At 56.2% G+C, this 24,104-nt stretch carries 16 protein-coding genes and 1 pseudogene; 7 read left to right on the top strand and 10 right to left on the bottom strand.

Features of this window, described 5'->3' with window-relative positions; translation table 11 throughout:
* Positions 1 to 51 precede the first annotated feature (51 nt).
* Entirely contained in the window at positions 52 to 2,493 is a 2,442-nt protein-coding gene (locus ACFMBG_RS13445) for a DUF3131 domain-containing protein (RefSeq protein WP_421055208.1), read from the bottom strand.
* A 104-nt stretch (positions 2,494 to 2,597) separates the two neighbouring features.
* Positions 2,598 to 6,020, bottom strand: coding sequence for a trifunctional glycoside hydrolase family 18/polysaccharide deacetylase/glycosyltransferase family 2 protein (locus ACFMBG_RS13440; RefSeq protein ID WP_421055207.1), 3,423 nt, complete (start codon positions 6,018 to 6,020; stop codon positions 2,598 to 2,600).
* Positions 6,021 to 6,575: 555 nt separating this feature from the next.
* Between ACFMBG_RS13440 and ACFMBG_RS13435 the strand changes: the two genes are divergently transcribed.
* The gene (locus ACFMBG_RS13435; RefSeq protein WP_421055206.1) at positions 6,576 to 7,121 is read left to right on the top strand and encodes a DUF995 domain-containing protein; all 546 of its coding nucleotides are present in this window, start codon (positions 6,576 to 6,578) and stop codon (positions 7,119 to 7,121) included.
* 333 nt (positions 7,122 to 7,454) lie between these two features.
* On the opposite strand, the gene speB is transcribed toward ACFMBG_RS13435, so the two are convergent.
* From speB to ACFMBG_RS13410, 5 genes are read right to left on the bottom strand one after another with little or no spacing between them, the layout of a single operon-like run.
* Positions 7,455 to 8,426, bottom strand: a complete 972-nt coding sequence (gene speB / locus ACFMBG_RS13430; RefSeq protein ID WP_421055205.1) for an agmatinase — start codon at positions 8,424 to 8,426, stop codon at positions 7,455 to 7,457.
* Between the two features lie 59 nt (positions 8,427 to 8,485).
* The gene (locus tag ACFMBG_RS13425) at positions 8,486 to 9,283 is read right to left on the bottom strand and encodes an amino acid ABC transporter ATP-binding protein (RefSeq protein ID WP_421055204.1); all 798 of its coding nucleotides are present in this window, start codon (positions 9,281 to 9,283) and stop codon (positions 8,486 to 8,488) included.
* A complete protein-coding gene (locus ACFMBG_RS13420) occupies positions 9,283 to 9,933 on the bottom strand; it encodes an amino acid ABC transporter permease (protein ID WP_421055203.1) in 651 nt (216 codons plus the stop codon). The genes ACFMBG_RS13425 and ACFMBG_RS13420 overlap by 1 nt, the downstream gene beginning before the upstream one ends.
* The gene (locus ACFMBG_RS13415; RefSeq protein WP_421055202.1) at positions 9,923 to 10,600 is read right to left on the bottom strand and encodes an amino acid ABC transporter permease; all 678 of its coding nucleotides are present in this window, start codon (positions 10,598 to 10,600) and stop codon (positions 9,923 to 9,925) included. Before ACFMBG_RS13415 ends, ACFMBG_RS13420 begins: the two co-directional genes overlap by 11 nt.
* Positions 10,601 to 10,628: 28 nt before the next feature.
* Complete coding sequence (locus ACFMBG_RS13410; RefSeq protein WP_421055201.1) at positions 10,629 to 11,465, bottom strand: transporter substrate-binding domain-containing protein; 837 nt, start codon at positions 11,463 to 11,465, stop codon at positions 10,629 to 10,631.
* A 147-nt stretch (positions 11,466 to 11,612) separates the two neighbouring features.
* Here ACFMBG_RS13410 and ACFMBG_RS13405 point away from each other — a divergent pair, with 147 nt between their 5' ends.
* Together ACFMBG_RS13405 and ACFMBG_RS13400 are read left to right on the top strand one after the other, a co-directional pair.
* Entirely contained in the window at positions 11,613 to 12,512 is a 900-nt protein-coding gene (locus tag ACFMBG_RS13405; protein ID WP_421055200.1) for a LysR family transcriptional regulator, read from the top strand.
* Positions 12,513 to 12,853: 341 nt separating this feature from the next.
* On the top strand, positions 12,854 to 13,210 hold the full coding sequence (locus tag ACFMBG_RS13400) for a TA system antitoxin ParD family protein (protein WP_421055199.1): 357 nt from the start codon (positions 12,854 to 12,856) through the stop codon (positions 13,208 to 13,210).
* 93 nt (positions 13,211 to 13,303) lie between these two features.
* On the opposite strand, the gene ACFMBG_RS13395 is transcribed toward ACFMBG_RS13400, so the two are convergent.
* The gene (locus ACFMBG_RS13395) at positions 13,304 to 13,498 is read right to left on the bottom strand and encodes an antitoxin Xre/MbcA/ParS toxin-binding domain-containing protein (RefSeq protein WP_421055198.1); all 195 of its coding nucleotides are present in this window, start codon (positions 13,496 to 13,498) and stop codon (positions 13,304 to 13,306) included.
* Positions 13,488 to 13,829: a hypothetical protein gene (locus tag ACFMBG_RS13390; RefSeq protein ID WP_421055197.1), complete on the bottom strand. Its 342-nt coding sequence runs from the start codon at positions 13,827 to 13,829 to the stop codon at positions 13,488 to 13,490. The genes ACFMBG_RS13395 and ACFMBG_RS13390 overlap by 11 nt, the downstream gene beginning before the upstream one ends.
* A gap of 498 nt (positions 13,830 to 14,327) precedes the next feature.
* On the opposite strand from ACFMBG_RS13390, the gene ACFMBG_RS13385 reads away from it, so the two are divergent.
* Both ACFMBG_RS13385 and ACFMBG_RS13380 read left to right on the top strand, forming a co-directional pair.
* A complete protein-coding gene (locus tag ACFMBG_RS13385) occupies positions 14,328 to 18,032 on the top strand; it encodes a S8 family serine peptidase (RefSeq protein WP_421055196.1) in 3,705 nt (1,234 codons plus the stop codon).
* A gap of 394 nt (positions 18,033 to 18,426) precedes the next feature.
* Positions 18,427 to 18,864: a transposase gene (locus ACFMBG_RS13380; RefSeq protein ID WP_421055252.1), complete on the top strand. Its 438-nt coding sequence runs from the start codon at positions 18,427 to 18,429 to the stop codon at positions 18,862 to 18,864.
* Here the strand turns inward: ACFMBG_RS13380 and ACFMBG_RS13375 are convergent.
* Positions 18,823 to 19,984: pseudogene (locus ACFMBG_RS13375) on the bottom strand (IS110 family RNA-guided transposase); the annotation flags it as partial. The gene ACFMBG_RS13380 and the pseudogene ACFMBG_RS13375 sit on opposite strands and share 42 nt — an antisense overlap.
* 207 nt (positions 19,985 to 20,191) lie before the next feature.
* Between ACFMBG_RS13375 and ACFMBG_RS13370 the strand changes: the two are divergent.
* Positions 20,192 to 20,979, top strand: a protein-coding gene (locus tag ACFMBG_RS13370) for an IS5 family transposase (protein ID WP_421055195.1) whose coding sequence is annotated in 2 segments (ribosomal slippage) — positions 20,192 to 20,528 and positions 20,528 to 20,979 — 789 coding nt in all. Because the reading frame shifts where the segments join, the coding sequence is not laid out codon by codon here.
* Positions 20,980 to 21,519: 540 nt separating this feature from the next.
* Positions 21,520 to 23,661: a right-handed parallel beta-helix repeat-containing protein gene (locus tag ACFMBG_RS13365; RefSeq protein WP_421055194.1), complete on the top strand. Its 2,142-nt coding sequence runs from the start codon at positions 21,520 to 21,522 to the stop codon at positions 23,659 to 23,661.
* Positions 23,662 to 24,104 lie beyond the last annotated feature (443 nt).

Raw genomic sequence — 24,104 nt, 5'->3', positions numbered from 1 at the left:
AAGCTGCAGTTAAGCTTTTCTGTAAATCCATGTCTTGCCGACTCTAACCTGTCAGTCTGAGCTGGCAAGACGATGGGCAATAGCCTGAAGAATAACGCCATTGGTATTCAAGTCTGTGTAGGCCTCGGTTGGCCGACCGGTCTTCAGATAGATGCTCGAAGCAAACCCGTTTCTTGTTTTTGCTACGCTTCTGGTAAACCCAAAAAGTTTCTCAGAGTATTCATGCGGTTGGTAGGCCGACCATAGAAAGGCAGCCTTACTGCTGATAACCAGGTTTTCCTCGCGAAACTCCGGCGCTCTGTACTCAGGCTCCTGCCCAACCGTGTCGAAGGCCCATGTGCGCTCCTGTGCGTCCAGTTGCAGTCCCTGATAGAGGAACCAGGGAGACTTGTCGATTGGCCCTTCCGAGACGCAGATGAGCCGGCCGGTTTCGCGGAAGTCCTCCAGTTGAGCGGCAAACAGTACATCAGCCAGATAGGCGCTTTCCTTCGACATCCCCATTTCCATAGCCTCAAGCAATAGGGGTTCTGCGCCGAACGGCCCAATTCTCGCCGCAGCTTCGAGCAGTGCCATTTGCCCATCGGCTGCCGACCGGTTTGCAAAGACCTCATATGGGGACTTTGCAGGCACCCCCCACCGTCGGAACGCCAATGCCGAGTAGTGGGCGCTATGTGACACATATGAAGTCTCTAATTCTCCATTCGTGACCGAGTGAATTTCGCCCTCAATGATCACTTTCTGAAGGTCCCAGGAGGAGACAAGCTCAGCCAGTTGTTCACCAAATTTGCTGTATCGGCGCAGGTTGTCCAAGGCAGCAAGCAGCCGGCCTGCGTCGGATCCGTCGAAGTCCCTGTTGCCCCATTTGCGGCGGTCGGTCCGTATCCATCCCTGCGGCAAGTGACGGCCCTTGGACGTCCTGCCCGTGATATTGGGCAGAATCTTTCGGATAGCGGTGTCAAAGTTCGCTTGGCTGATCAAGCCAATCTGCAAAGCGGCCACTAAGCCATTGATGTGGCTCCCTACGTCCCACATAGTGACGGCCTCGTGGTGCCTCCCTCCCGGCGTAAAGTCCACTGTCGCTGGGCACAACCCGGTCCTTGGGTTAGTGAATTTTTCGAAATACTGCCAAGCCACACGGGCATCTTCCAAAAGCTCTTGCCGCCCAGCGTTCGAGAGGTTCTGGCGTGTCTTTATCAACTCCGGCATGGCGGCAGCCGTCTTCCTCAGGCGGGCCGGCAATGGTCCAGCCGGGGCAACGGCTCGGACGAACTCTTCAAGAAGGAGAAACTTCGTCCCCTGGTCCCTGAGCATGTCCTTCAAAAGGCTTTCCAATGCCTTGCGTTCCGGCGGAAATGCAATCGCCTCTGGCTGTATTAAGACCACCACATCCCCGGTTCCCGCCGTTGCAGACCGAAATGCTTCCGCTGCGCCGCTGTTGCTGACGACCCGTTGCGGGAATTGCAGGAAACCCGCACCCTCTAACCCTTGGGTTCCGCCCGTTTCTGCTAAAAAGGTAACTCCGATACCAGGCCCCAACGGCCTGACCGTGCGGACTTTGGCCTCACTCCGGTTTTCAATTTCTACAGGGTACATGCTGGATGGTCCGGAACTGGCACCAGCGTTCCCTCGCGGAAATTCGGTTGGAACCCAAAAGCCGCTGCCGACCTTACTTGAAAACTGGCCTCCGCTAGAATGGGGGATTCCGGCTGTCTGGAGAAACTTTGTAAATGCTGAATACCCGGATAATTGATCTCGATCATACTCCTGCGGGTGCAGTATATGCAGGCACACCATCCGCTTGAACCCGTAGGTGTCGCGCAGTTGAATGTCCGTTACCGGCAACAGGGACACATCTCCATCCAGCTCCTGTTGCGACAGCCCGCTGGCAAACCGAACCGCGGCTGCCTTCAGCTGTTTCAAGCCTATTGCAGAGAAGTCCTTGGCCGAGAAGTAGACAATGTTCTGGCTGGCAGAAGGTCCGGCGGCTTGCACTTTCCCTTCAAGGTCTTTCAAGGATAGCAAGGTGCCGCCATACAGCCTCACCACACCATTGTCCCAGGTTTCGGACCGGACCGGTGCTGACTGTGCTGGAACCGACAGGAGATTGAGAATGCCTGCGGAACGCACCCCGCGCGGAGCAGCCGGTTTTTCCAGATCCGTACACGCGATTGCCTGCAAAACGCTTGCAGATTTTCGAGCGGCCTTACCCGAGCGCAGCATTCCTTGCATGGCAGAGACTGCGTCATGAGCGGCCCGGGCTTGAAAATACTCGGACAGCGACTGCAAATCCGGAACGTAAGGCACAACATCCAAACCGCTGTTGCCAATCAGATATCCGTTCAGAACCTGCGCCAGCTTGCTTCTTGCAGTATGCGCGCGGCCGTGTTTATCAAAGGGGTTCACAACGCAGGACAGCGGAATGTTCCGGTCAACAAAGGCATCAATCACCGCGATGAGATGCGGGATTGAGACGTCTTCATTGATATCTGTCACTACGGGAAAAGTTTGCACAGGCAGCTTCCGCAACCCGGAAGCTGATCCAATCCGTGGGAACAGAGCCAACCCAGCCGCAGCCGATTTCAGAAATACTCTGCGTCTCATGTGTTACCGACCACCAAACCGTAGTCTCGTCCCTGGCGCTTTACGCTTCCCCAGCTGGCCAAACGTCCAGTTACGGCACGCAAGACCGAGCGTATCACCGAAAAATACATGAGCGGGCGGTAGACGAGGCGCTGAAGCGGGAACAGCAGCAAGGACCATTTGCTTTCATCTTCATCGGACGTAATTGCAACAGCAGCAATCAATAGCTCCAATGCTGGGAGTGCAAGGTAGGCCCACAGGTACTGCGCCGACTGCGAGTGCTGGGAACTTCCAACTTCGCCGGCCCAGCCGCCGGCTATCAGCTTGTACAGCATCAATATCACAAACAGATCTGCGATAGGGGCCAACAGCGGGAAAACATAGCCAAACACAAACATGTCGGAAATTGATACCAGTCCAACCGAACGCCTCTCAATGATCGCCCGTTTATGCTTCCAGGCGCTTTGGAACATTCCAAAGGACCAGCGGAGCCTCTGTTTCAGAAGCTGTCCCACTTTTTCCGGCACTTCGGTGTACGCCTTAGCCTTTGGCTCAAAGACTATATTATACCCTGCCCGGTTCACTTGGATCGTCAGGTCAGTATCTTCGGTCAGAGTTTCTTCGCTGAACAACCCCGCTTTCTTCAAAGCCTCAACCCGCCACGCCCCGATGGCTCCCGGAACCACCAAAATGCCGTTGATCAAATCAAAAGCTTTCCTTTCGACGTTCTGGGACGTTGCATACTCAAAGGCCTGAAGCCGGGTCAGCAGGTTTACGCGGTTGCCTGCGATGATTTTACCTGCCACTGCTCCGGTATTCGGGTCCGCAAAGTGCCTGACAAGGTGTGTAATTGCGTTTCTGCAAATTTGCGTATCCGCATCAATGCAGACGACAAACTCGGCATCGGTGCTCAAAATGGCCCTGTTAAGCGCACTCCACTTCCCTTGGTTTGGCTGTGAGATGAGGCGGACTTCGCTCTTGTGGCCAAACTTGAGAACCTCAATCAATGTGTCATCAGTGGAGCCGTCGTCCACCACGACGACTTCTATGTTCTTGTAGCCGCTGGCGCGCACGCTTTCGATGCTCTGGGAGATCACCTTTGCCTCGTTGTGGGCAGGGATAATCACCGCAACCTTCGGCTGCCTTTGCAGGGGGGTAAATCTTTCACGGCGGTTCAGAAGCGCCAGGATCAGAATGCCGGCTGACCGGACTAAACCAATTGCGAGCACAGTCCAGAAAACAACGACGACAGCTTGTTGCGCCATCCAGACAATGGAAAAGGAAACCCTGTCAAAGACCGGAGATCCACCCTCGGCAACCGGCATCAACGCAGCCCGGCTTGTGCCAAGAAGGTCCGCGAGTGTCGTGAACTCATAACCTTTTGCCCGCAACGAACGGATAATCGGTCGGACTGCGTCTACCGTGGCTGCTCGGTTCTGGCCGCCGTCATGCAAGAGAATGACATTGCCGCTCCCCTCTTCCACCTGATCAATTACATAACTTGCGATTTTCCCACTGTCCCAACCTTCCCAGTCCTTGGGAACAATTTCCATACCGGCAATGGCGAACCCCCGGGCTTCTGCCGCCTCCAGCGAGGCCACCCGCTCTGCACTGATCGGGCCGCCGCTGCGCTGGAAGGGTTCGCGGTAAAGCATAGTCTTCCGGCCGGCGGTCCCAGCCATGATCTTGTCTAGAAGTGAAAATTCCAGATCAACACGTGTATTGGATATCTGGTCCATTCTGGGGTGAGAGAAGCTGTGCGCACCAACCTCGTGCCCTTCGTCAACCATCCGGCCAACCAGGTCGGGAGAGTTCATGACACTGGTGCCGACAACAAAGAAAGACCCCGGAACATTCTCTTCCTGCAGAATATCCAGGATTTCCTTGGTGTATTTCTCATGCGGACCGTCATCAAAGGTCAGAACAACCTTGCGCCTGTCCGGTTTGCCGTACAGCTCTATCGAGTATGGTTTGGGCAAAAGGCTATAGGTCTGGTTGCTGACCAAGCCCGTCCCCGCCTCGAAAAAAAGTTGACGGGCTCCTGCAGATGCGCGCTGGTCTATGCGGATAAACGCGCCCTGCCCCTTGTAATCTACAAAGTTGTTGAGCTCTACGACACGAAGTTCTGCCCCTAGAACTTCTTTGGAAGCATCTTGATGCTGCAGGACTTTCCAGATCCCGGGATCCTCTTGCCCAAGAGACCACACGGCAACGTTGGCAATGCCAAGTTCCTTTAGGCGGACAAGTTGGTTGTGAGCTGACGCGGCATCCAGCATCCAGATCTTGCGCTGACGCCCTTGGGCGTCACGGTAGCGGCTAAAGCTATTGTGGGCTTTGGCGCTGAATCTCAATTTTCCTCCGGAGGAGCTTATTCTCTGCATAGCCTCCGAGTAAGAAAGGACCTCAGGCTTTGATACACCAGAGGTCCACTCAACGGAGAAATTGCCGAGCGCAACAACCAGCTTGTCTGCTCCGACAGCCTGGACTGCCTCAGCGGACAAGTCTGCTGTCCAGTTGAAAGGTGCAAGCGGGCCTGGCACGGACTCCACCCAAGGCTGCTGAAAGAGCTTCAGGATAATCTGGTCAAACAGATCACTCAGATCCTCTTCCTTCCAGTGGGGCTGCTGGCCCGCAAGGATAGTACAGGCTTTCAGCCCTCGGGAACGGAACGCTTTTGAAAAGCTCGACATCAGCGGCTTGAGGCGACGGAATGCGTCTGGCTTCAATCCGGTGAAGTCCAGGCATGCACCTTGGGCATTCAATGCCGTCACTTCGGCGGCCATCTCTTCGGTCAGCGCCGCCACTCGCTCTGCATCTGCGAGGCTATCGAGAAAGACCTCTTTCTGCCTTGCCTCACCGAGCAAAATGACCGGCAGAAGCTGCGGACGCAAAGCCGTCCTGGCGATGTACTCTTCAACAGCAATCCGGGTATCCTTGCTGATAACGGAGACTGCAGGTCGGCCTCCTTTCTCGACGATGCTGATCCATTCAGGCACGATCACGCTAATCTGGCCGCAACTATCATCCAGCGACAAGAATGCTTCTTCAGATGACACAGGCACATGGCCAAAAACCTTGGGAACTGCTGTGTTCGCCATAGCCGAAAACAGGGGCTGCCTGCGCCTATCTTCACAGAGGATTTCTGATTTCGGCACCGATAAAGCCGAAGCCAAATGAACTTGGTCATGATAACTGGAACCCTCCACATTAAAAGAAGCATGACCATGCTTTTGATCGTAGAATGGATTCAGCTCCCGCAGTGCAGACTGCAAAGAGAAAGAGCCGTCAAGAAACAGCACAGCCCAGCAAATGACAGCCGTTACCAAGGCAACAAGAACAGCCCTTACCCGGCGAACGCGGATCCTTTTGGGATCGGCAAAGACCCTGCCGGATGACGAAACGGTTTCAAGCCTGTCCTGGTGAAAGGAAAACCGCGTCAAACGCCCCCCCTCCGAACGCAGCCGTACTGCTCTTCGAAAGCTGCGAGGCACAAACCCGCAAAGCAAAAATCAACACTACTGTCAGCCACGGTCCCCCGACCCCTTTGCAGGCCAACACTGCTGTCTAGATTGCGCGGTGCCCGTCCCCACAAAGTTCCACGCATGACAAGCAGATCAGGCTACATGGCCTACAATGTCCCCATTGAGGCAGAGCTTGTCAAAATTTCCTCGAATTTTAACCGAAATTCCGCTTTGAACACTAAATTCAAGCGACAATTCCATAGATTTGTGAGGCACTGTTGACACCAGCAGCATAACAAACGTTTGCGCGGAAATCGGTCGTAAAAACTTGGAGACTGGTAACACCAGTTCTTACAGGAGGCCGGCGTCGCACCGTCAAGATTTGTTGACAATACAGAAACAATGGCGGCCACTTGCAAGAATTAAATGAGAAATCCGGCTGGTCGCGCGAGGTTTGCTTCAGATTCTACAAAAAGGTTGTTGTTTCTCTCTGGAAGCGCTCTATCACCTTAATCCCAAGGAAGTTTCGCCCGAATGAATATCCAAGATTGGGCTCGTGCGCTTAGTGGGGTTCACATGAAGACTGCTGTAAAACTGATGGCCGCCGTACTTTTGGGCACCATTCCATCTCTTGTTCTTGCGGACCCAAAGCCCCACAGCGCAAAGCCTGCGCCCCCACAACTTGTAGCGAGTATCTATGCTGGGAAAACTGATATCTGGGCCGAAGGGTGCAATGGCGGTATCTACTACTCGCCCAACCAGCAAGCCCGTGCTTGGTGCGGCGACAACAGTGACAGCCTCGGCGCCGGGCAATGGGAAGTCGACGCCCAAGGCCGTATGTGCCATCAGCTGTCCTGGTACTGGCCCAACGGCAGCCGGGCAGGAAAAAGCCTTGGCGATCAAACGTGTATTTCTCATGTTGTCGACCGCTGGGGAACAGTTTGGCGTAGCTGGCCGAATGACACAGAATGGTGGCCGCTGGCTGGCAAACACTCTGGAATTAAAGAATATTCCGGGATGAAAGAAGGTTACAAGTTCCATTCCAATGTTATGGCAACCCGATCAAAACTGGGGCTGTAACGGCTGCTTCTATGGTTAGCTTGGAGTTTGCATCGAGTTCATAAGTAGCGCCACCGTTATCAGGTAGGCCCGGTCTGCACATATTACATAGCGATCATAAAGCACTTCTTCCTTTGCATGTCCTCACCGAAATTGGGCAGGTTGAATCTGCATGCCCGCGTTAAAATTACCTATCCAAAGATGGTTTTTCTGGTCGGGCTGACGGCGCCAGCTAGGCGAACTCTCGCCCCGGGAGACGGCGCCGATTCCTTCATCCCATGTTTGCGACAACTACAAGCCAGTGCCATTGCATTCAGCAATCTCCCGCAGTCAACGGCACCGGCTCGCCATTTGTCATTTCCCTTGAGCCGCCTGGCCTGCAAGCACACAGAGCAACTCAAACATGATTGACACGCCAACCCATGCGGTTCCCCCCTCCGGGTCAAATGGCGGCGACACTTCGACAAGGTCCGCGCCGATCAGGTTCAGGCCCTGCAGCTTGCGGACCATTCTCTGGGCTTCAAACGTGGTGAAACCGCCGATTTCCGGTGTGCCAGTGCCGGGTGCAAAGGCGGGATCGATGCAGTCGATGTCGAAGGTCACGTAGGCCGGCTCCTGGCCGACAATGCCACGTGCCTCTTCCATGATGTGATCCAGGCCGACGTCGTGGAACTCCTCGATGGTGACGATACGGATGCCCTGCTCGATGCCCCATTCCACGTCATCGCCGCCGCGGGTGCCGCGGATGCCGATCTGGATCATCCGCTTGGGGTCCAGCAGGCCTTCCTCGATGGCGCGGCGGAAGGGGGTGCCGTGGGTGTATTTGCAGCCGTTGAAATACTCGTCGAACAGATCCGTGTGGGCGTCGAAATGGATCATCCCCACCGGCCCGACTGAGGCCAGCCCGCGCAGCACGGGAAGCGAGATCATGTGATCGCCGCCCGCCGTCAGCGGCACCACGCCCTTGGCCTTCACCTGGTGAAAGTAATCCGTCACCCGCTGGAGCGTGTCCATGGTGTCGGCCGGGTTCACTGGACAGTCGCCCAGATCGGCGCAGTTCGCGGCTTCGAAAGGCTTTATCTTGGATACCGGGTGCATGGCGCGGATCATAGTGGAATAGTCGCGCAGCTGGCGCGGGCCGTGGCGCGCGCCTGGGCGGTTGGTGGTGCCACCGTCCCAGGGCACGCCGACAAGGCCAATGTCCACTTGCGAAATTGCCTCGTTGCTCAGTTCCACATGCGGCAGCCGCATAAACGTGGGGATGGACGCAAACCGCGGCACTTCCATCGCCGAAACCGGCTGGAAGGACATCTCTTTAGTGCTCATTTCAACTCCGATAGTTATCCGCCCTCTTCCGGGGCATGTTTTGGTCAGACCGGCGGGCGTCAGCCGCCGGAGCGTTCGTTCCAGGTTTCCAGAAACTGCTTCAGGCGTGCGCTCTGCGGGTTCTCGAACAGTTCCGCCGGGGGGCCGTGCTCGACCACCACACCCTGGTCCATGAACACCACCCGGTCGGCGACACGGGCAGCGAAGCCCATCTCATGCGTCACGATCACCATGGTCATGCCGTCCTTGGCGAGCTGCTGCATCACGGTCAGAACCTCGCCAACCAGTTCCGGGTCCAGGGCCGAGGTCGGTTCGTCAAAGAACATGATGCGCGGCGCCTTGGCGGTGGCGCGGGCAATGGCGACGCGCTGCTGCTGGCCGCCGGACAGTTGGCTGGGGTAGTTCTGCGCCTTGGCCTCCATGCCGACCTTGGCGAGGTTCTCCAGCGCGATCTTTTCGGCCTCGGCCTTGCTCATCTTCTGGACCACGCGCAGTGCTTCGGAAACATTGCCAAGCGCCGTCATATGCGGCCAGAGATTGAACTGCTGGAACACCATCCCGACGCAATCGCGCACCGCGTCGGTTTCTTTTGGAGAAGCAGGTTTTCGCCCTTCCGGGCCGTCCTTGTAGCCCAGAAGCCGGCCCTCGATCAGCACTTCGCCTTCGTCATAGACCTCAAGGAAGGCCATAGAGCGCAGAAGCGTGCTCTTGCCCGATCCAGAGGGGCCTATGATGCAGATCACTTCCGACGAGCTGACCTCCAGGTCGATGCCCTTCAGCACCTCCAGCTGGCCAAACCGCTTGTGCAGCCCCTTGACGGAAACCGCGGGAGTGGCTGTAACAGGTTGTTCAAACATCAGTGTTTCACCTTCTTTTCAACCCAGGCGCCGGCGGCGGCAATGCCTTCGATCAGGATCCAGTAGATCGCGGCGGCGGTCAGATAGGGTTCCATGGTGGCAAAGGTCTCGTTGACCATTTGGGTGGTGTTCTTGGTCAGTTCGGCCACGGTGATGATCGACAGCACGGCCGATTCCTTCACCAGCAGCACCAGCTGGTTGGTCAGCGGCGGCACGATCAGCATCAGCATTTGCGGAATGCGGATGCGCAGAATGACCATGGCGCGGCCGATGCCCAGCATCCGGGCCGCTTCGATCTGCCCGTGCGGAATCGACTGGAAGCCGGAGCGGAAGATCTCGGCGAAGTATCCACCCGCGTAAATTCCCAACCCGCCTACGCCGACCACCTCGGCCGAGAACGTGAGGCCGATGGACGGCCCGCCGTAGTACATCAGGAACAGAAGAATCAGGATCGGCGTGCCGCGCATCACCTCCACATAGATCCGGCAGGCAGCGCGCAGCACGGCCCAGCGGGACAGGAGCCCAAGGGCGGCAAGCAGGCCCAGTCCCATGGCAAGGACGGACGCCAGACCGCAGATGAACAGCGTGGTCATCGCCCCCTGCAGCAAGAGTGGCAGGTATTTCAGCACAAGGTCGAATTCAAACTGCATGGGCCAGCTTCCTTTCGCTCTTGCCGAGGTGGCGTTCGAAATAGCGGCCCAAGGCAGCCAGGCTGACGGTCATGATCAGAAACATCAGCATCGCCAGGAAATAAACTTCGAACGGGCGGTAGGTGGTGGCGACCACCTGCTGGCTGGTGCGCAACAGCTCGGTCACCGCGATCACTGAGATCAGCGAGGAGTTTTTTAGGATCGAGATGGTTTCATTGACCAGCGAGGGCAGCACCAGGCGGAACATCTGGGGTACCAGAATGTTCTTGCGGATGGTGAAGGTGGAAATGCCCAGCATCCGCGCGGCCTCCACCTGGCCCCGAGGGATGGCCGTCAGCCCGCCACGGTAGATCTCGGCCTGGAAAGCGGCGGTGTTCATGGTCAGCGCAATGACGGCTGCGCCCAGGGGGGGCACGTCGATACCCACCATCGGCAGGAAATAGAAGATGATCAGCAGCTGGATCAGAAGCGGCGTGCCGCGCCAGACGCTGCGGTAGATTTTCGAGGCGATCCGGATCACCGGATTTACCGAGATCAGCCCGAAACACAGGGTCAGGCCGACAAAGATCCCCAGCACTATGGAGACCAGAGAAAGGGAGGCGGTATAGGCCGCCCCCCTCAGGAGGTCATCCCAATGGTCGCTAAAGATGGACAGGAGGGAGTTCATTATCTTGGAGTCCTAGGGCCCTAGGCGATCAGTGCTCGGGGCGCTGCGGCGCGCCTTCTGGCAGCGACATCGGGGCGCCGAACCATTTGGTCTGCAGCTCGGCCAGCTTGCCGTTCATCTGAAGTTTTTCGAGGCCTGCGTTTATGAACTCCGCCAGCGAGGCGCTGTCTGCGTCCTTTCGGGCCACCCAGCCGTAATAGCTTTTGGGGCCAATTGTGCCGTCGACCACCTGGAACAGCTCGGGCCGCGCGCGCTGCGCTTCCAGCAGGTTCGGCAGGCTGTTGGCCACCGCTTGAATGCGGCCCGCCGCAAGGTCGGCATAGGCCTCGTTATAGTCCACGTAGGTCTTGATGGTGATCGGCGTGTCCAGCGTCTTGGAGTATTCCTCCAGCGTCGCCTGATGCACAGTGCCCGCCTGGGTGCCGACCGCAAGGCCTGCGATTTTTTCCGGGGATTCAATTCCGTCGGTACGTTTCAGCTTCATCACCGCCATGGTGGCGTCGGCGATGGGGCGGGACATGTTGTAGCGGTCCCAGCGTTCAGCGGTAATCGTCACCGAGGTCACCACGTAGTCGAACTTGCCGGCTTCCAGACCGGAGAGGATACCCTGCCACGGCAGGTCCAGGCGCCTGAAATCAACACCCGGCAGGTCCTTCATGATCTCTGTCATGATATCGGCGGAATAGCCGACGATCTTGCCGTCTTCGACAAATTCAAACGGCGGGAAGCGGCTTTCGGTGCCAGCCACGAACTCGCCGCGCTCCTTGATGTCGGACAGAAGGTCCGCCTGCGCTCCGGGCGCAAGGGTAAGGGCCAACGCTGCGGCGCCGAGGATGGATTTGAAAGTCAGTGCTCCAGTACGCATAAATATCTCCCTGCTGCTGGAAAGCCGCCCCGGTTTTCCGGGTCCGGCATGAGTCTGCCTCAGTTCTATGCGCGCCAGAAATATTGACATATCCCAAGTTAATGAAGTTCACTCCGGAAATTCTGATATGAAGGGAAGGGCGGGAGTATGCGCGTCAGTAGCAGTGATATTAACAGCCTGAACGTCTTCCGCGTGGTTGTGGAAAGCGGCGGCTTCACCGGTGCACAGCATTCGCTCAATATCAGCCAATCTTCGGTCAGCGCACATATTGCCGGTCTGGAGGAACGGCTGGGCTTCCGGCTGTGCGAAAGGGGCCGCAGCGGGTTTTCGGTGACGGAGAAAGGCGCGCAGGTATATGCCCAGGCCCGCAAGATCTCGCATCTGATCGACGAACTGTCGGACGAGCTGGGCGAGATGCGCAACCAGATCACCGGACATCTGAAATTCGGCATGATCGACAACACGATCTCGGATCCGGGCCTGCCGCTCTACCGCGCCGTGCGCAGTTTCGTGAACCGGGCCCGCAGTGTGGAATTCGACCTGCGCGTCGGCACGCCCCGAGAGCTGGAGGCTGCGTTGCTGAGCGGCGATCTCAACATGGCCTTAACCTCTACCGGACAGCAGGTGGAAAGCCTGACTTATGAACCTGTTTATGAGGAGATGCAGTCGCTCTACTGCAGTGTTGATCACCCGCTGTTCGACATGCCGGAACCGAAGCTGGCGGATGCCGAATGCCACGCCTTTGTCGCCCGCCGCTTCGGCCAACTGATGGAGCTGCGGCCGTTTTCAAAGCCCAATGTGGCGGCCAATGCCTCCAACATGGAGGCGCTGGCGGTTTTCATTCTCAGTGGCCATTATATCGGTTTCCTGCCACGCCATTACGCAGAGCGCTGGGTGCAGGCGGGCAAGATGCGCCTCTTGCTGCCGGAAGAGACGTCGTTCAATACGTCATTCTTCCTGGTCACTCGGAAGGACGCCCGCATGTCGCGTCTGTTGTCTGCTTTTGCTGATGACCTATTTGCGTGCATCAAAAATGCGGCGGGCTGATACCTGAAGGCTGCACTTGGTAGTGGCCGTTTCGTCCCGCTCCTCGGGTGTTGCCCATAGAAACATTCCCGCACCGTGCCTGAACGCCCGCGCCTCCTTCTGCCATGCTGCGGGCTGTCGTGCCGCGAGCGTGCGCAGCGAAAATTTGGTACTTCTTCTGTGGGCTCAAATCAGCTGCTACCTCGGTGCACCAAGCAGTTGTCTGAGTAAGATCTTCCAAGCTGGTGCTACCTAACGGCAGACCAGCCTCGCCAGCCCAGCCGTGCCACCCGCGGGGCGACGTCCAGACTTTGACTCTAAGACGGCATGTCGATACCCATTTATCAGTTCAGGAGGCGAACATGGTTCAGTCCGTAAAACTTGCCGATGACATCATGGCCTTGGTCCGCCGTGAAGCACAACTGAGTGGTCGCTCATTGGCTGGTCAGATTACCCACTGGCTGAAAATTGGCCGGGCCATCGAGCGCTCCGGCAGTTTCGACTACGTCCGCATCACCGCCGTGCTCGAAGACGATCATGCCTCCACTCGACCGCATGATGATGAGGAAGATGCGTGGCTGGATACATTCACCGAAGAGATGGGGCATCCGACGGAAGCTGAAGAGGACTTCTTTGGCCGACGCCAATCACTCGGCCGCGGAGTTGGCCTCGATGCTGGAGGCAACCTCGTCTACGCCAAGCACGGCACTGCCGGTTGAGGCCGTACCTTACCTTGCATGGGAACGCTTGTCGGCCTGGTCTGGTTGCCTCTTGGGAATCGAACCCATCCTAGCCCATAGCAGCGGTTCTGTTCACATCTTCCAATCTTCGCTATTTAAGTCACGAATGTAACGAGCGACACGGAACACTTCACCACTGTTACAGAGGTCAATCGGCCGTCTGCCGTTGAATGCCTGGTGCTTCTTTATCAGCCAATTTTGAGCGTACTTAGAGCTTTCGGACCATGCCACGAGCATCTTGATGATTACACGCTCTTCAGCCGTCATTACGCCCACTCCCAGAGTGTCCACGCTTTGGATGAGCCATTGATTTTTCGATGTAATTCACGCGGGCACGCAGCATGGAGGTCGCATCAGAGATACCAAATGGGCGATCCGCATTCAACGAGCGATGATGTAGAGACAGCTCAGCTTCGAGCCAATCTGACGCTGCTTCCACCAGCTTGCGATGCTCCTGGTTGGACGGCTCATGCTGAATGTCCGGGAACAATCTTGACCAGATGAAGCCGCCGGGATCTGAGTGTGTTTCCCTCAAACGGGAACTGATCTCCTGCAAGAGCTCTCGAGCGGTCGCGCTTCTCAATTCGTCTCGTGACATACCTCTTCCCTCCAATGAATCTTGGTGGAAACGCCGGGATTTGCACCCGGGGGTACACTCTGATCTGGAGCTACTGGGGGTATAAGGCCCGTCCCGCACTACGCCGCTTCCGCTGTCTGAAGTTCAGATCAGGCGGATATTCGTTGCAGCGTGTGGAAGGCATAAGTCATGCCTTCATCGTAGGTCGAGTCGGTCAGCTTGGTCAATCGCCCTCACCCAGCGAATTCTCGATCCAACTGAAGGAAGCTCGAATGGTCGTATGAAGTCTGGACCAGTTTCACAGGTCAAGACCAGTCTGCTTCTAGCCACCCGATCCAAAAGCTTGATAAGGGAACCTATCCAATCGGGGAAAACAACGTTCCGCTGGCCTGACTATTTCAGCAACCTGTCAAACCCGAAAAACGGGTGCCACGGACATCGAAATCGCCTTATGCTTGACAGCATGCCCCAGCAGACGCCACCATTAACCGTTGCTCAAGAAATTTGGGGGGCTGCTTGATGGAGCGTTTCACCTACAGCTATGGCGGCAGGGGTAAAGCCACACGGGAACTTGAAGTCAGTGACGATATGATTGCGTTGCGGACCCTTAAGCCGGGTCTTCTGGATGAAGTCATCACAACCAAAACTGCGCGCAAGACACTGAGTCGTTTCACCCAAAGGATGAGCTTGCCGGATATCGGCGTAACAGTGTTGCAGGTCAAATCAGAGGAACAGAATCGCGCACTTGAGCTTCGCGACGGGGCGCGCAAAGCCCTATCTCGTCTCAAAAATTTTCAGTTTGCAGGCCGTGCGCTGCGCGATCCCATCACCAAAGAGCCAGTGCTCTACACCGAAAACCTCTTCGTGAAATTCAACGACTCCCTGAACGCTGCGGCCTGTGAGGCGCTGCTGGAAGCCGAAGGGCTAACCATCAAACGCACCCTGCCCTTTGCCCAAAACGCCTATTTTGTCGGGGCTAACGGCCGCGGGCTTGAGGTTTTTGAGATTGCCAACCGTTTGGCGGCGCATGGCGATGTGGAGGCCAGCCATCCTGAGCTGATCCGCGAGCGCAAATTTCGCGGCGCACATGATCGCCAATGGCATCTTAAGCGTAGCATCGTAAACGGCCAGGTTGTAGACGCTCATGCCAATGTTGTGGCCGCGTGGCCCTATGCCACAGGCGCGGGCGTCACTATCGCCGTCATTGATGATGGCGTAGACATTGATCACGTTGAATTCGCTTCTGAGGGTAAGATCGTCGCGCCGCGCGATGCGAGTCTGGGAACTAATGATCCTCGGCCGAAAGATCCTTATGCCCAATGGGACGTCTTTGATGATCACGGCACTGCCTGCGCGGGCGTTGCCTGCGCCGATGGTGTTGACGGGGCGAGTGGTGTGGCGCCGGACGCCAAGCTGATGCCAATTCGTCTGTCGTCCAATTTAGGTTCGATGGAAGAGGCCGAGGCACTCTATCACGCTGTCAGCAATGGCGCGGACATCATCTCCTGCAGTTGGGGTCCGCCCGACGGGGAATGGTGGAACCCTGCCGATCCCACTCACACGGCCCCCTACGATCTGCCCTATAGTACCATGCTAGCGCTGCAATATGCCGTCGAGCATGGCCGCGGAGGAAAGGGGTGCGTGATCCTTTGGGCCGCGGGCAACGGGAATGAAAGCGCTGATCTCGACGGCTATGCAAGCAGCTCAATGGTGGTCGCCGTTTCCGCTTGTAACGACACGGGAAAACGCAGCGTTTATAGTGATTTCGGGAGTTGTATCTGGTGCGCCTTTCCCAGTGGGGATGTGGGCCACGCGCCCTTCGGCCACCCCGAACCGCTCACCGATGGCATCTGGACGACCGACCGCTCCAACGATGCGGGCTACAACCCCGGGCGACAGTTCAGCTGGGAGCCAACACCGCAAGGCGATGAATTAGGCAACTACACCTCGACCTTCGGTGGCACCTCAAGCGCAACACCCGGCGTGGCCGGTCTGGTCGCGCTCTTGTTGGAACGCGAGCCAGACCTAAATTGGACAGAGGTCAAAGACCGGTTGCGCCAATCCTGCCGGGTTATAGATCCTTTGGGCGGGAATTACGATACAGACGGACACTCGCCCTATTACGGCTATGGTCGGCCCGATGCGCTGGACTTGCTGCAAATAGGGGCGACTCCTTCCGGGCGCTTGCCCGCGACCGCCCTGGCCGGAGATCTCGCCGACATACGGGACGAAGCGGATCGCCTTTTTGCGCGCATGCGTACTCCTGCAGCATTTGCTCGCTCTGCGGCCGCACGACACCCCACGACGCGTCGCTTTTCGCAATTTGACGAGGTCAACAAAGCTGAAAGCATGTGGCTGCAAATGGGTCTGCATCTATCGATGGACGCTTCGGATGGATCGGAACCCCAAAAGCTGCGGGCTGCTTTGGGATTTGCCGACCGCCAGATGCGACGGGTGGACCCGGAATCGGTGCGCCATGCGCTATCGGTCTTTGTCACACACAACCCGCTGGGTCGACTCTTGTCACAACCGCGCGCTGTGCACAGCGCCCCGTCGCGCTTCTCGCCCAGCAACCTCAGAACCCGCGGGACCATCTCCCCCCATGCTGAAGTGGCGATGGATTACTGGCGCGAAGATGCGCTGGCCAACGAACATCACGAACATTGGCATCAGGTCTATCCCAACCAAGGGATATTCGACCAAGCCAACGCCCAGGCCGTACTTGGTCCTGCAGGCTGGCAGACGGTGGTCAATAAGTTCATAGCGGCAGACGGCGACGGGCGGGTATTTAATGCTAGCCTTACAGGTGCGGAATTGCGCGCGCTCTTTGTCCTCAACGACCGGCATGGAGAGCTCTTCATCTACATGCATCAGCAAATGCTCGCCCGCTACGACGCCGAACGCCTCGCGGTGGGGCTAGGCCCTGTGGAGGCGCAGGAGCTTGACACCGGTAAGATTGACGTGGGCTATCACCCCCCTGACGAGGTGGCTATGGCAACCGGGTTTAGCGGCCGCCCTGCCAACACGACGATGGGAGAAAATGGTCGCACAACGCTGAAGTCCTGGGTACTGGGGCTGGAAGACGCGATTGAAAACGGCGTGCCCGACGCGGTCACCGGCGCGCTGACGCCGCTGACTATCGAAACCCTTGGCCGCGCCATCGAGGCGACCGATCCACGCCAAACGGCGTCCGTGGATCTGGCTCAATTGGGCAATCTGCACAACACCGGCCACGGGGTTATCTCTGATCTGTCTGGGCCCAATGGGGGCGTCATGAGTTCCACTGAAACCGCCATCCGAGACCCCGCCTTTTGGCGGTGGCACAAGCTGGTCGATGATCTGGCGGCGGGATTTCAAGCGGGCCAAGCACCCTTCACCTATGAAGACCGCCCGCCCGTGAGCTTTGCCAACGGCGCGACAGATCTCGGCGTGATCCGCATGCCAGATGACCATGACGGACTCGACCGCGACGCGTTGGAAGCGGCTCTTGCCACCCTGGACGTAGAAGCAAATCTTGGCGACGGGACTCTCGATTTGGGTCTCGGCTTGCAGTTGGGACGGACGCTCCAGACCCAGTTCAAAACCCGCGAGATGGAGATCCCAGCGCCGCAAGAGGGGCTAGCTGTGCCGGGCGGGATGAAAACGATCCACTATATGACACACGAACCCTTCGGCTATGTAATGCGGGTTACCAACTCCGCGGACGAAGACGTTACCTGCACTTTCCGTGTCTTCCTCTGCCCCACCGGGCGTCGTCATGATCCAAGATGCTGGATTGAGATGGACAAGTTTGTCCGACGGCTGACTCCCGGCGTGAATGTTCTCTTCCAAGCAGATGCGGCCTCCTCGGTCATCAACAAACCCGCCGAAGACCCGGCTGATCCAATACCCCCAAGCCCACCCGGCGTAACCCCGGGCGCGATCTGCGATTGCGGCTGGCCCTATACGCTGCTGGTGCCGCGTGGGGCTGCGGGAGATGGGGCGGCCTACACACTGGCGGTCGTGGTGACAGACACAATGGTCGATCTGGTCGAACAAGACACGTCCTGCGGCTCCATGAGCTTCTGTGGCGCGACGGATCGCTATCCTGATGCGCGTGAAATGGGATATCCTTTTTCACGCCCATTTTCTGCGCCCTTGCTAGAGGTGATTTCAAATGAGCCGCAGATGGTCTGGGCAGATTTCCGGATCGTGCATGACTCTTCCGAGGACCCTGTCGACTGAGGAGCGCTTGGGAGAGATCGGTTGCGCATGCGCTCGGATGCAACAGGTTACCACAAACCTAACGGACTGAGGTGGCGGTCGAGTAGCAACCTTATCGCCTAACTGCTCTGTACTCATGGCAAAAAAGCGGCCAGCTTCGCCCCAGCTAGGCGCTAGCCTCCATCTCCAATGCGGCCGGGGTGACGAGTGACCTACATCCGCTAGAAACCGTGGACGCCGGCTTCCACTTGATGGGGGCTTCCGGTCCATATTGAAAAATCAAAGGGATCTTCGATACTGCAATACTGCTTCACTAAAGTGGGCATCGACGTAAGCACTGTCCTAGCCTCACGTTGTAGAGTTTACTCCCTGCTGCGAGATCTTGGACATCTCACAGTGGAGAGTGCGTTTCGCAATGTGCGCTACAAATTCGTTTCTCAAATCGTTGGTTGTTGAGATCTACGCTTCGCGGCGCCGGCGGTGGCCCGATGACGTCAAAGCTCGGGCAGTGGCGGACACGCTCAAACCGGGCGCGACGGTGAAAGTCGTGGCCGTGTGGTATGGGGGCTTAGCGAACCAGCTGGCGGCCTGGCGCCGACTGGCAGAGCATGGGAAGCTGGTGTTGCCAGCGGCGGAGCTGGACGAACCGTTCTTCGCGCCGTTGGTGGTTTGCGATGTCCCAGCGGCGCCAGACCCGGATATCGCCGCGTCAGAAGAGGTGATCCGGATCGTCCCCAATTCGGAAAGCAGAGATCGTGCATGCGCTCGGAGCCACGCCATGCTGATGCCCTCGCAGGGTGTCCGGATACGGTGCAATCTTGGCAGCAATCACGGTATAGGCCTTGCGGCGTAGATGGGCATTGTGCCGGCCCTTGGAGATGTATCGCTCGAACTTGTCGCGGCAGCAGCTCGTCTTCTTCAACGCGGCCGTCTGGCCCGCCATCTAGAGCGAGCGCCGGAGCCGGGCATTGCCAAACTTGGAGATCTTATTTTGTCCGCGAAACATCCCGGGTTGCACGGTGGCGAGATCCATGCCGCAGAACTTAGGAAACTGGTGGTGATGCCGGAAGCGGCGCAAATCACCTGCTCCAGCCAGGATGTCATGGCATTGATCGGGCCGATGCCGGGGGTGATTGTCAGCAGCTGAAAGTCAGGTCGACCTGACAGGAGCTCGACGGATCTGGCCTCAATCTCATCGTGCTCCCGGATCAGGCTGCGGTCTTCGGCGTGAACAAGGCGGAACATACGCACGGCGTCTGAATCCAGCCTGACAGGAAGCCCGACTGAACCCGCGGAAGTCGTATAAATATCTGAAAGTAATCGTCCTTTGGCAACCTTGCGGTCAACGACTTGCCAAGCATCGGCCCTGAAAGCCTGCCGCCTCATGATCGAGATCATGTGAGGGGACCGGTACTCCTCGAGAAACGCCAGGAACCAATCTGTCCGGGAGCTTCTGTGAATCCGCTCGGCTTCGGGAAAATACAGAGGCAGGTAATGAGTCGGTATGCGGTGCCAGAGCTCGGTCTTCGAGCTCGAAACGATCTCATGGGTTTTCGACAATTCCTGAATATCGGCGGTGCCCGATGCAACTGGATCATGGACGAACTGCACGGCCCCGATTTCCAGCATGTGAAGAATAATCTGAGCGTCCTTCGGGTCGTTCTTTTCCCAGCTGTTATGCAGGGCCTTGCGCGTCCGGGCCAAGCCCACGGAGGACAGGAGCTTAAGTTCGAACCCCGCCTGGCCGAGATGATGTGCCAATGTCCGGTGATAGTTTCCGGTTGCTTCGAAACCGATCCGAACCGGCAGGCCGTAGCCAGAAAGAGTAGCCACGAAACGTTGAAAATCGCCCAGGGTATTGGTGATGGTCTTGCGACGCCTTCGCTTTTGCCAGGAGCGCCAATCAGCACTTCGTGGCGGTGTTTGGAAATGTCGATGGCGACCAATAAATAAGGACGAGACGATAGTATCAAAAGCGGTCATAGCCGGTCTCCTCAGCGGCGTGGTCTACGCAAAACCACTGTTGAGACCTGTGACCCGGTTTTGGCCACCCGCTGCGCGATTTGATGGCTGCGTGCGTGGCCATTACTTCGCTGCCGCTAATCTTCCCTACGTGCTAGGTCGTGTTGACAAAAGGGATTCACAGGCAGCGCTGTACGTGCTTCAAGCTGGTATCTGCGATGGAGACTAGCTTGGCACGAGACCTAATGACGAACGAAGAATGGGCGTTCTTTGAGCGTTTCATCCATTCTGCCCGCGCCCCGAATGGCCGCAAACCTACCAATCATCGCCTTGTTCTTGACGGGATATTCTGGATTGCCCGGACCGGCGCGCCATGGCGCGATCTGCCGGAAGAGTTTGGCAAGTGGTCGAGCGTCTACCGCCAGTTCCGGCGCTGGACGCTCGCGGGGCTATGGGAGGAGATCATGGAGGCCCTGAACGAAAGCGGGGCCGTGCCAGACGCTCTGCAAATGATCGACAGCACCGTGATCCGGGCCTATCATCAGGCAGCGGGTGCAAAAGGGGGACTCCGCGACAGGGCTTCGGCCGTTCTAGAGGTGGCTTCACGACCAAGATCCACCTCCTCGTCAACGCGCATGGTCTGCCCATGAGAACCGAAATCACGCCAGGGCAAACGTCCGACTATCTGGGCTTTGACCTGTTCATGGCAGAAAATCTGCCCCAGCCTAAGATATTGCTGGCCGGCCGCGGCTATGACGCTGACGGCATTCGTAAGTCTATGAATGACCGTGGCGTTCGCCCCGTGATCCCCATGCGCCGGTCCCGCAAGAAACGCGTCGGTTTGGATCGTTCCTTGTACCGGCTTAGAAACCTGGTCGAACGATGCTTCAACAAGCTCAAGAACGCCCGCAGGGTCGCAACCCGCTACGACAAGACAGCCGAGAGTTTCCTTGGCTTCGTCGATATTACGTCTATCCGCCTATGGCTGCGCCATTTGTCAACATGACCTAGGGAACCAAAAGGAAGTTCTGTTCTTAACTAAACTCCCATCCGGGATTGCATACGTGCCATCTAGCCTTCAGAATTCCCATCCAGACATGTGAGTATCGACTAAGGTGCATGGTTCGTCGACTCATGATTTGGAGTTTTGCGATGAGCTCAAAAGGACGAGCACCTCTGTTTCATCATCCCGGTGTTCCCGGGCCTGGGCAGAACAACTTGTGGTATTTCTTCGACGACTCGGAGACCGTTCTCGTCTTCGTTCATGGAATTTTTTCTGATAGCCGTGGTTGTTGGCTCCACCAAGACTCTGAAGACGCAGCTAAACGGACTTATTGGCCTGAACTTGTACTTGGTGATCCCCGTATTTCGGATACCTGTATCTATCTTGGAGGATACTACACAGGGGTAGACGCCGGACCCTATGAAATCCGGAACTGTGCGGATGAACTGCTTTCGGCCCTAACGACAAAAGATACCCGTCAGCGCCCCCCTGTTATGACAAAAAAATATCGTGTTTGTCTGTCATAGCACAGGCGGAATTGTCGTGCGTTATCTTCTCGAGAAAAACTACGAACGCTTTGCTGAAAAGAATGTTGGCCTGGTACTGCTAGCTTCCCCATCATACGGTTCTGACCTCGCAGACAAGCTTTCCGTCCTCGCCAAATTCTATAAGCACCGGTTAGGACAACAGTTGCAGTGGGGCAATTGGAGTCTCAGAGACCTTGATGCCCGGTTCAAGGACGTATTGAATGATGGCAAGATCCCCAACATCGCCGGGGTCGAAGCATATGAGAACCACTTTGTGTTCCATCGAAAGTGGCTCCCGTCGAAGCGTCTAGTGGTAACCGATGAATCTGCCGGTAGGTACTTTGGCGCTCCAATATTACTGAGAGGAACCGATCACTTCTCCGTGGCGAAACCGGATGGCATCAACCATCCAAGCCATCAGTTGCTGGTCAAGTTTCTTGACTCGAAATTTTCATCAAAACTGGGTACCTTTGATCCATCTGATGTTCAAGAGGACGAGAACTTAAACGAACCGAAAAACGGGAGGAATACATTTACTGTTGATCAATCGGAAGATGGAGATTGCCGACGAATTGGACAAGCGATAAGCATGGCCTCACTCGGCGACCAAATCATAGTAAGACCTGGTCTCTATGTCGAACATTTGGTGATATCCAAGGACCTTGATATTTCAGGAGAAGGCAACCGGCAGGAAATCCGAGTTGAGAGCGGCGAGTTCCCGGCCTTAGTTGTAGATTCTAAAAGAGTCAGTATTTCGAACATGTCATTTCTAAGAAATGAGAGGGGTATCGGACCGGCATTACTGGTATCATGTGGTATAGCAACTATAGAAAATTGCTCAGTTTCCTCAAAGAGTGACGTAGGTATTGAAGTATCTGGCAACACATCGTTGAGCGTTCTCCACTCCGAAGTACGATTTGCTGCAAGAATTGGAGTTTCGGTTAGCGCGAATGCCATTGCTACTCTGGAACACGTGGCTGTTTGGGACTGTCAATTTCACGGTCTAAAAGCTGTATCCGGCGGCTCAATTTCTGTTTCAGATTGCAAATTCAGCTCTAACGGCCAGTGCGGAATTCTACTTGAAGATCCGGCAGAAAGCCCAGTACGAGCAACGCATCTGTCGGGAAACGATCTCTCGGGAATTCAAATCACTGGTGGTGATAGTTGTAGCCTTAGTGATTGTATCATTGATGACAACCAGCAAGGGATTCGGCTATCAGGACAATCGAAATGCATGGTTCGAGGAAGCAAAGTCTCAAATAGTGAATTTGCCGGTATACATGTTGTGGACTCTTCTAGTGCTGACATTGTTTCCAATGACTTTTTTGACAACAAAACGAACGGATTGTACCTCGCCTCAACGGGACAGATTCAAGTTGAAAGCAATGCGGTGTATGGCAACCAAATGGCAGGAATGGATGTCTGTGGTGGATCTCGCCAAAGGGTAGAGGAAAATTCGCTTTTTCTGAATGGTGAAGCTGGCATCCGGATCTACGACGAAGCCAAGCCAGTAGTTGTTTCAAATGAGGTTCGGCAAAACCGACTTGCAGGTTTCATCGTTTGCGATGGCGGAAATCCGGAAGTTCGGAACAATCGAATTTTTCAGAATGACGACGCTGGGGTCCATTGTTTTAACGGTGCCAAGGGGGAAATAAAAAATAATGATATACACGGAAATCGGCTATCCGGGTTAATAATTTCGAGGACCTCACGTCCGACGGTATCGGGGAACCGCATATTTGGCAACAGAGAGCATGGGATATACTGCCTGAATGATGGGAAAGCAATAGTGATGGAGAACCATATACGGCAAAATGGATACTCAGGCATCGCTTCAATAGGCGCGAATTCGACTTGCACAGGTAACATAATTGAAGGAAACCAAGAGGCTGGAATTTTGGTCGCTAAGGAGGGGTCAGGCCTATTTGAGAAAAACCGCATCATGAAGAATAGGGTTGGAGTTGGGTTGGAGAACGCTGGTGCTGTAGTGTTGCGATCCAACTTAATATCAGAAAACGAGACTGTGGGGATTGAGTCAATAGCGACGCCTGCAAGGATAAAGGATAACGAATTACGCGAAAATGTTGAGGGCTCACTAAGGATAGTCGGGGAGCCGCACCAAAAAATGACTATTGGAAAAAATGCTGGGATAGACTGAACTCCAAGTGTCGTTTTCAGAAATAAAGGAGTCAACACGCTAAAAACTGTCAAGCAACATGTTGTAGCAAGAGGGGTCTCGTGCTCACCCGAATGGTCGCTTCCGGGGTCAACTTCTATTTTGTTCGTCAAGGCGGAGAAGGTTAGGTATGCCGCCATACCGGACCTTTTCTTTCGAAAGCGAACAGGTCCATTTTGGGCTCACTGCTGTTTTTCGGCAGTGCTGAAAAGAACGGGACTCAATGAACGCTGGAAAGTCAGCTTCCTTAAATGGCTCCTCGAGATCTTGCACATGCGGAGAAGATCCGCAAACCGCCGACCTGGATGTGCTGGCTGACCTGACTGGTCAACAGGCATGGCGGCCGCTTTGGGCTGAGGCTGTGTGGAAACTCTCTGGCATGGTAATCTCCAGACGGGCAGCGGGAGATAATCATGGCAGGCTTT

Source organism: Leisingera coralii, from assembly GCF_049056525.1.
In the GTDB taxonomy this organism is placed as follows: domain Bacteria; phylum Pseudomonadota; class Alphaproteobacteria; order Rhodobacterales; family Rhodobacteraceae; genus Leisingera; species Leisingera coralii.
Note: the sequence above shows the minus strand (reverse complement) of the source record. Positions and strands in the feature narration are given on the sequence as shown.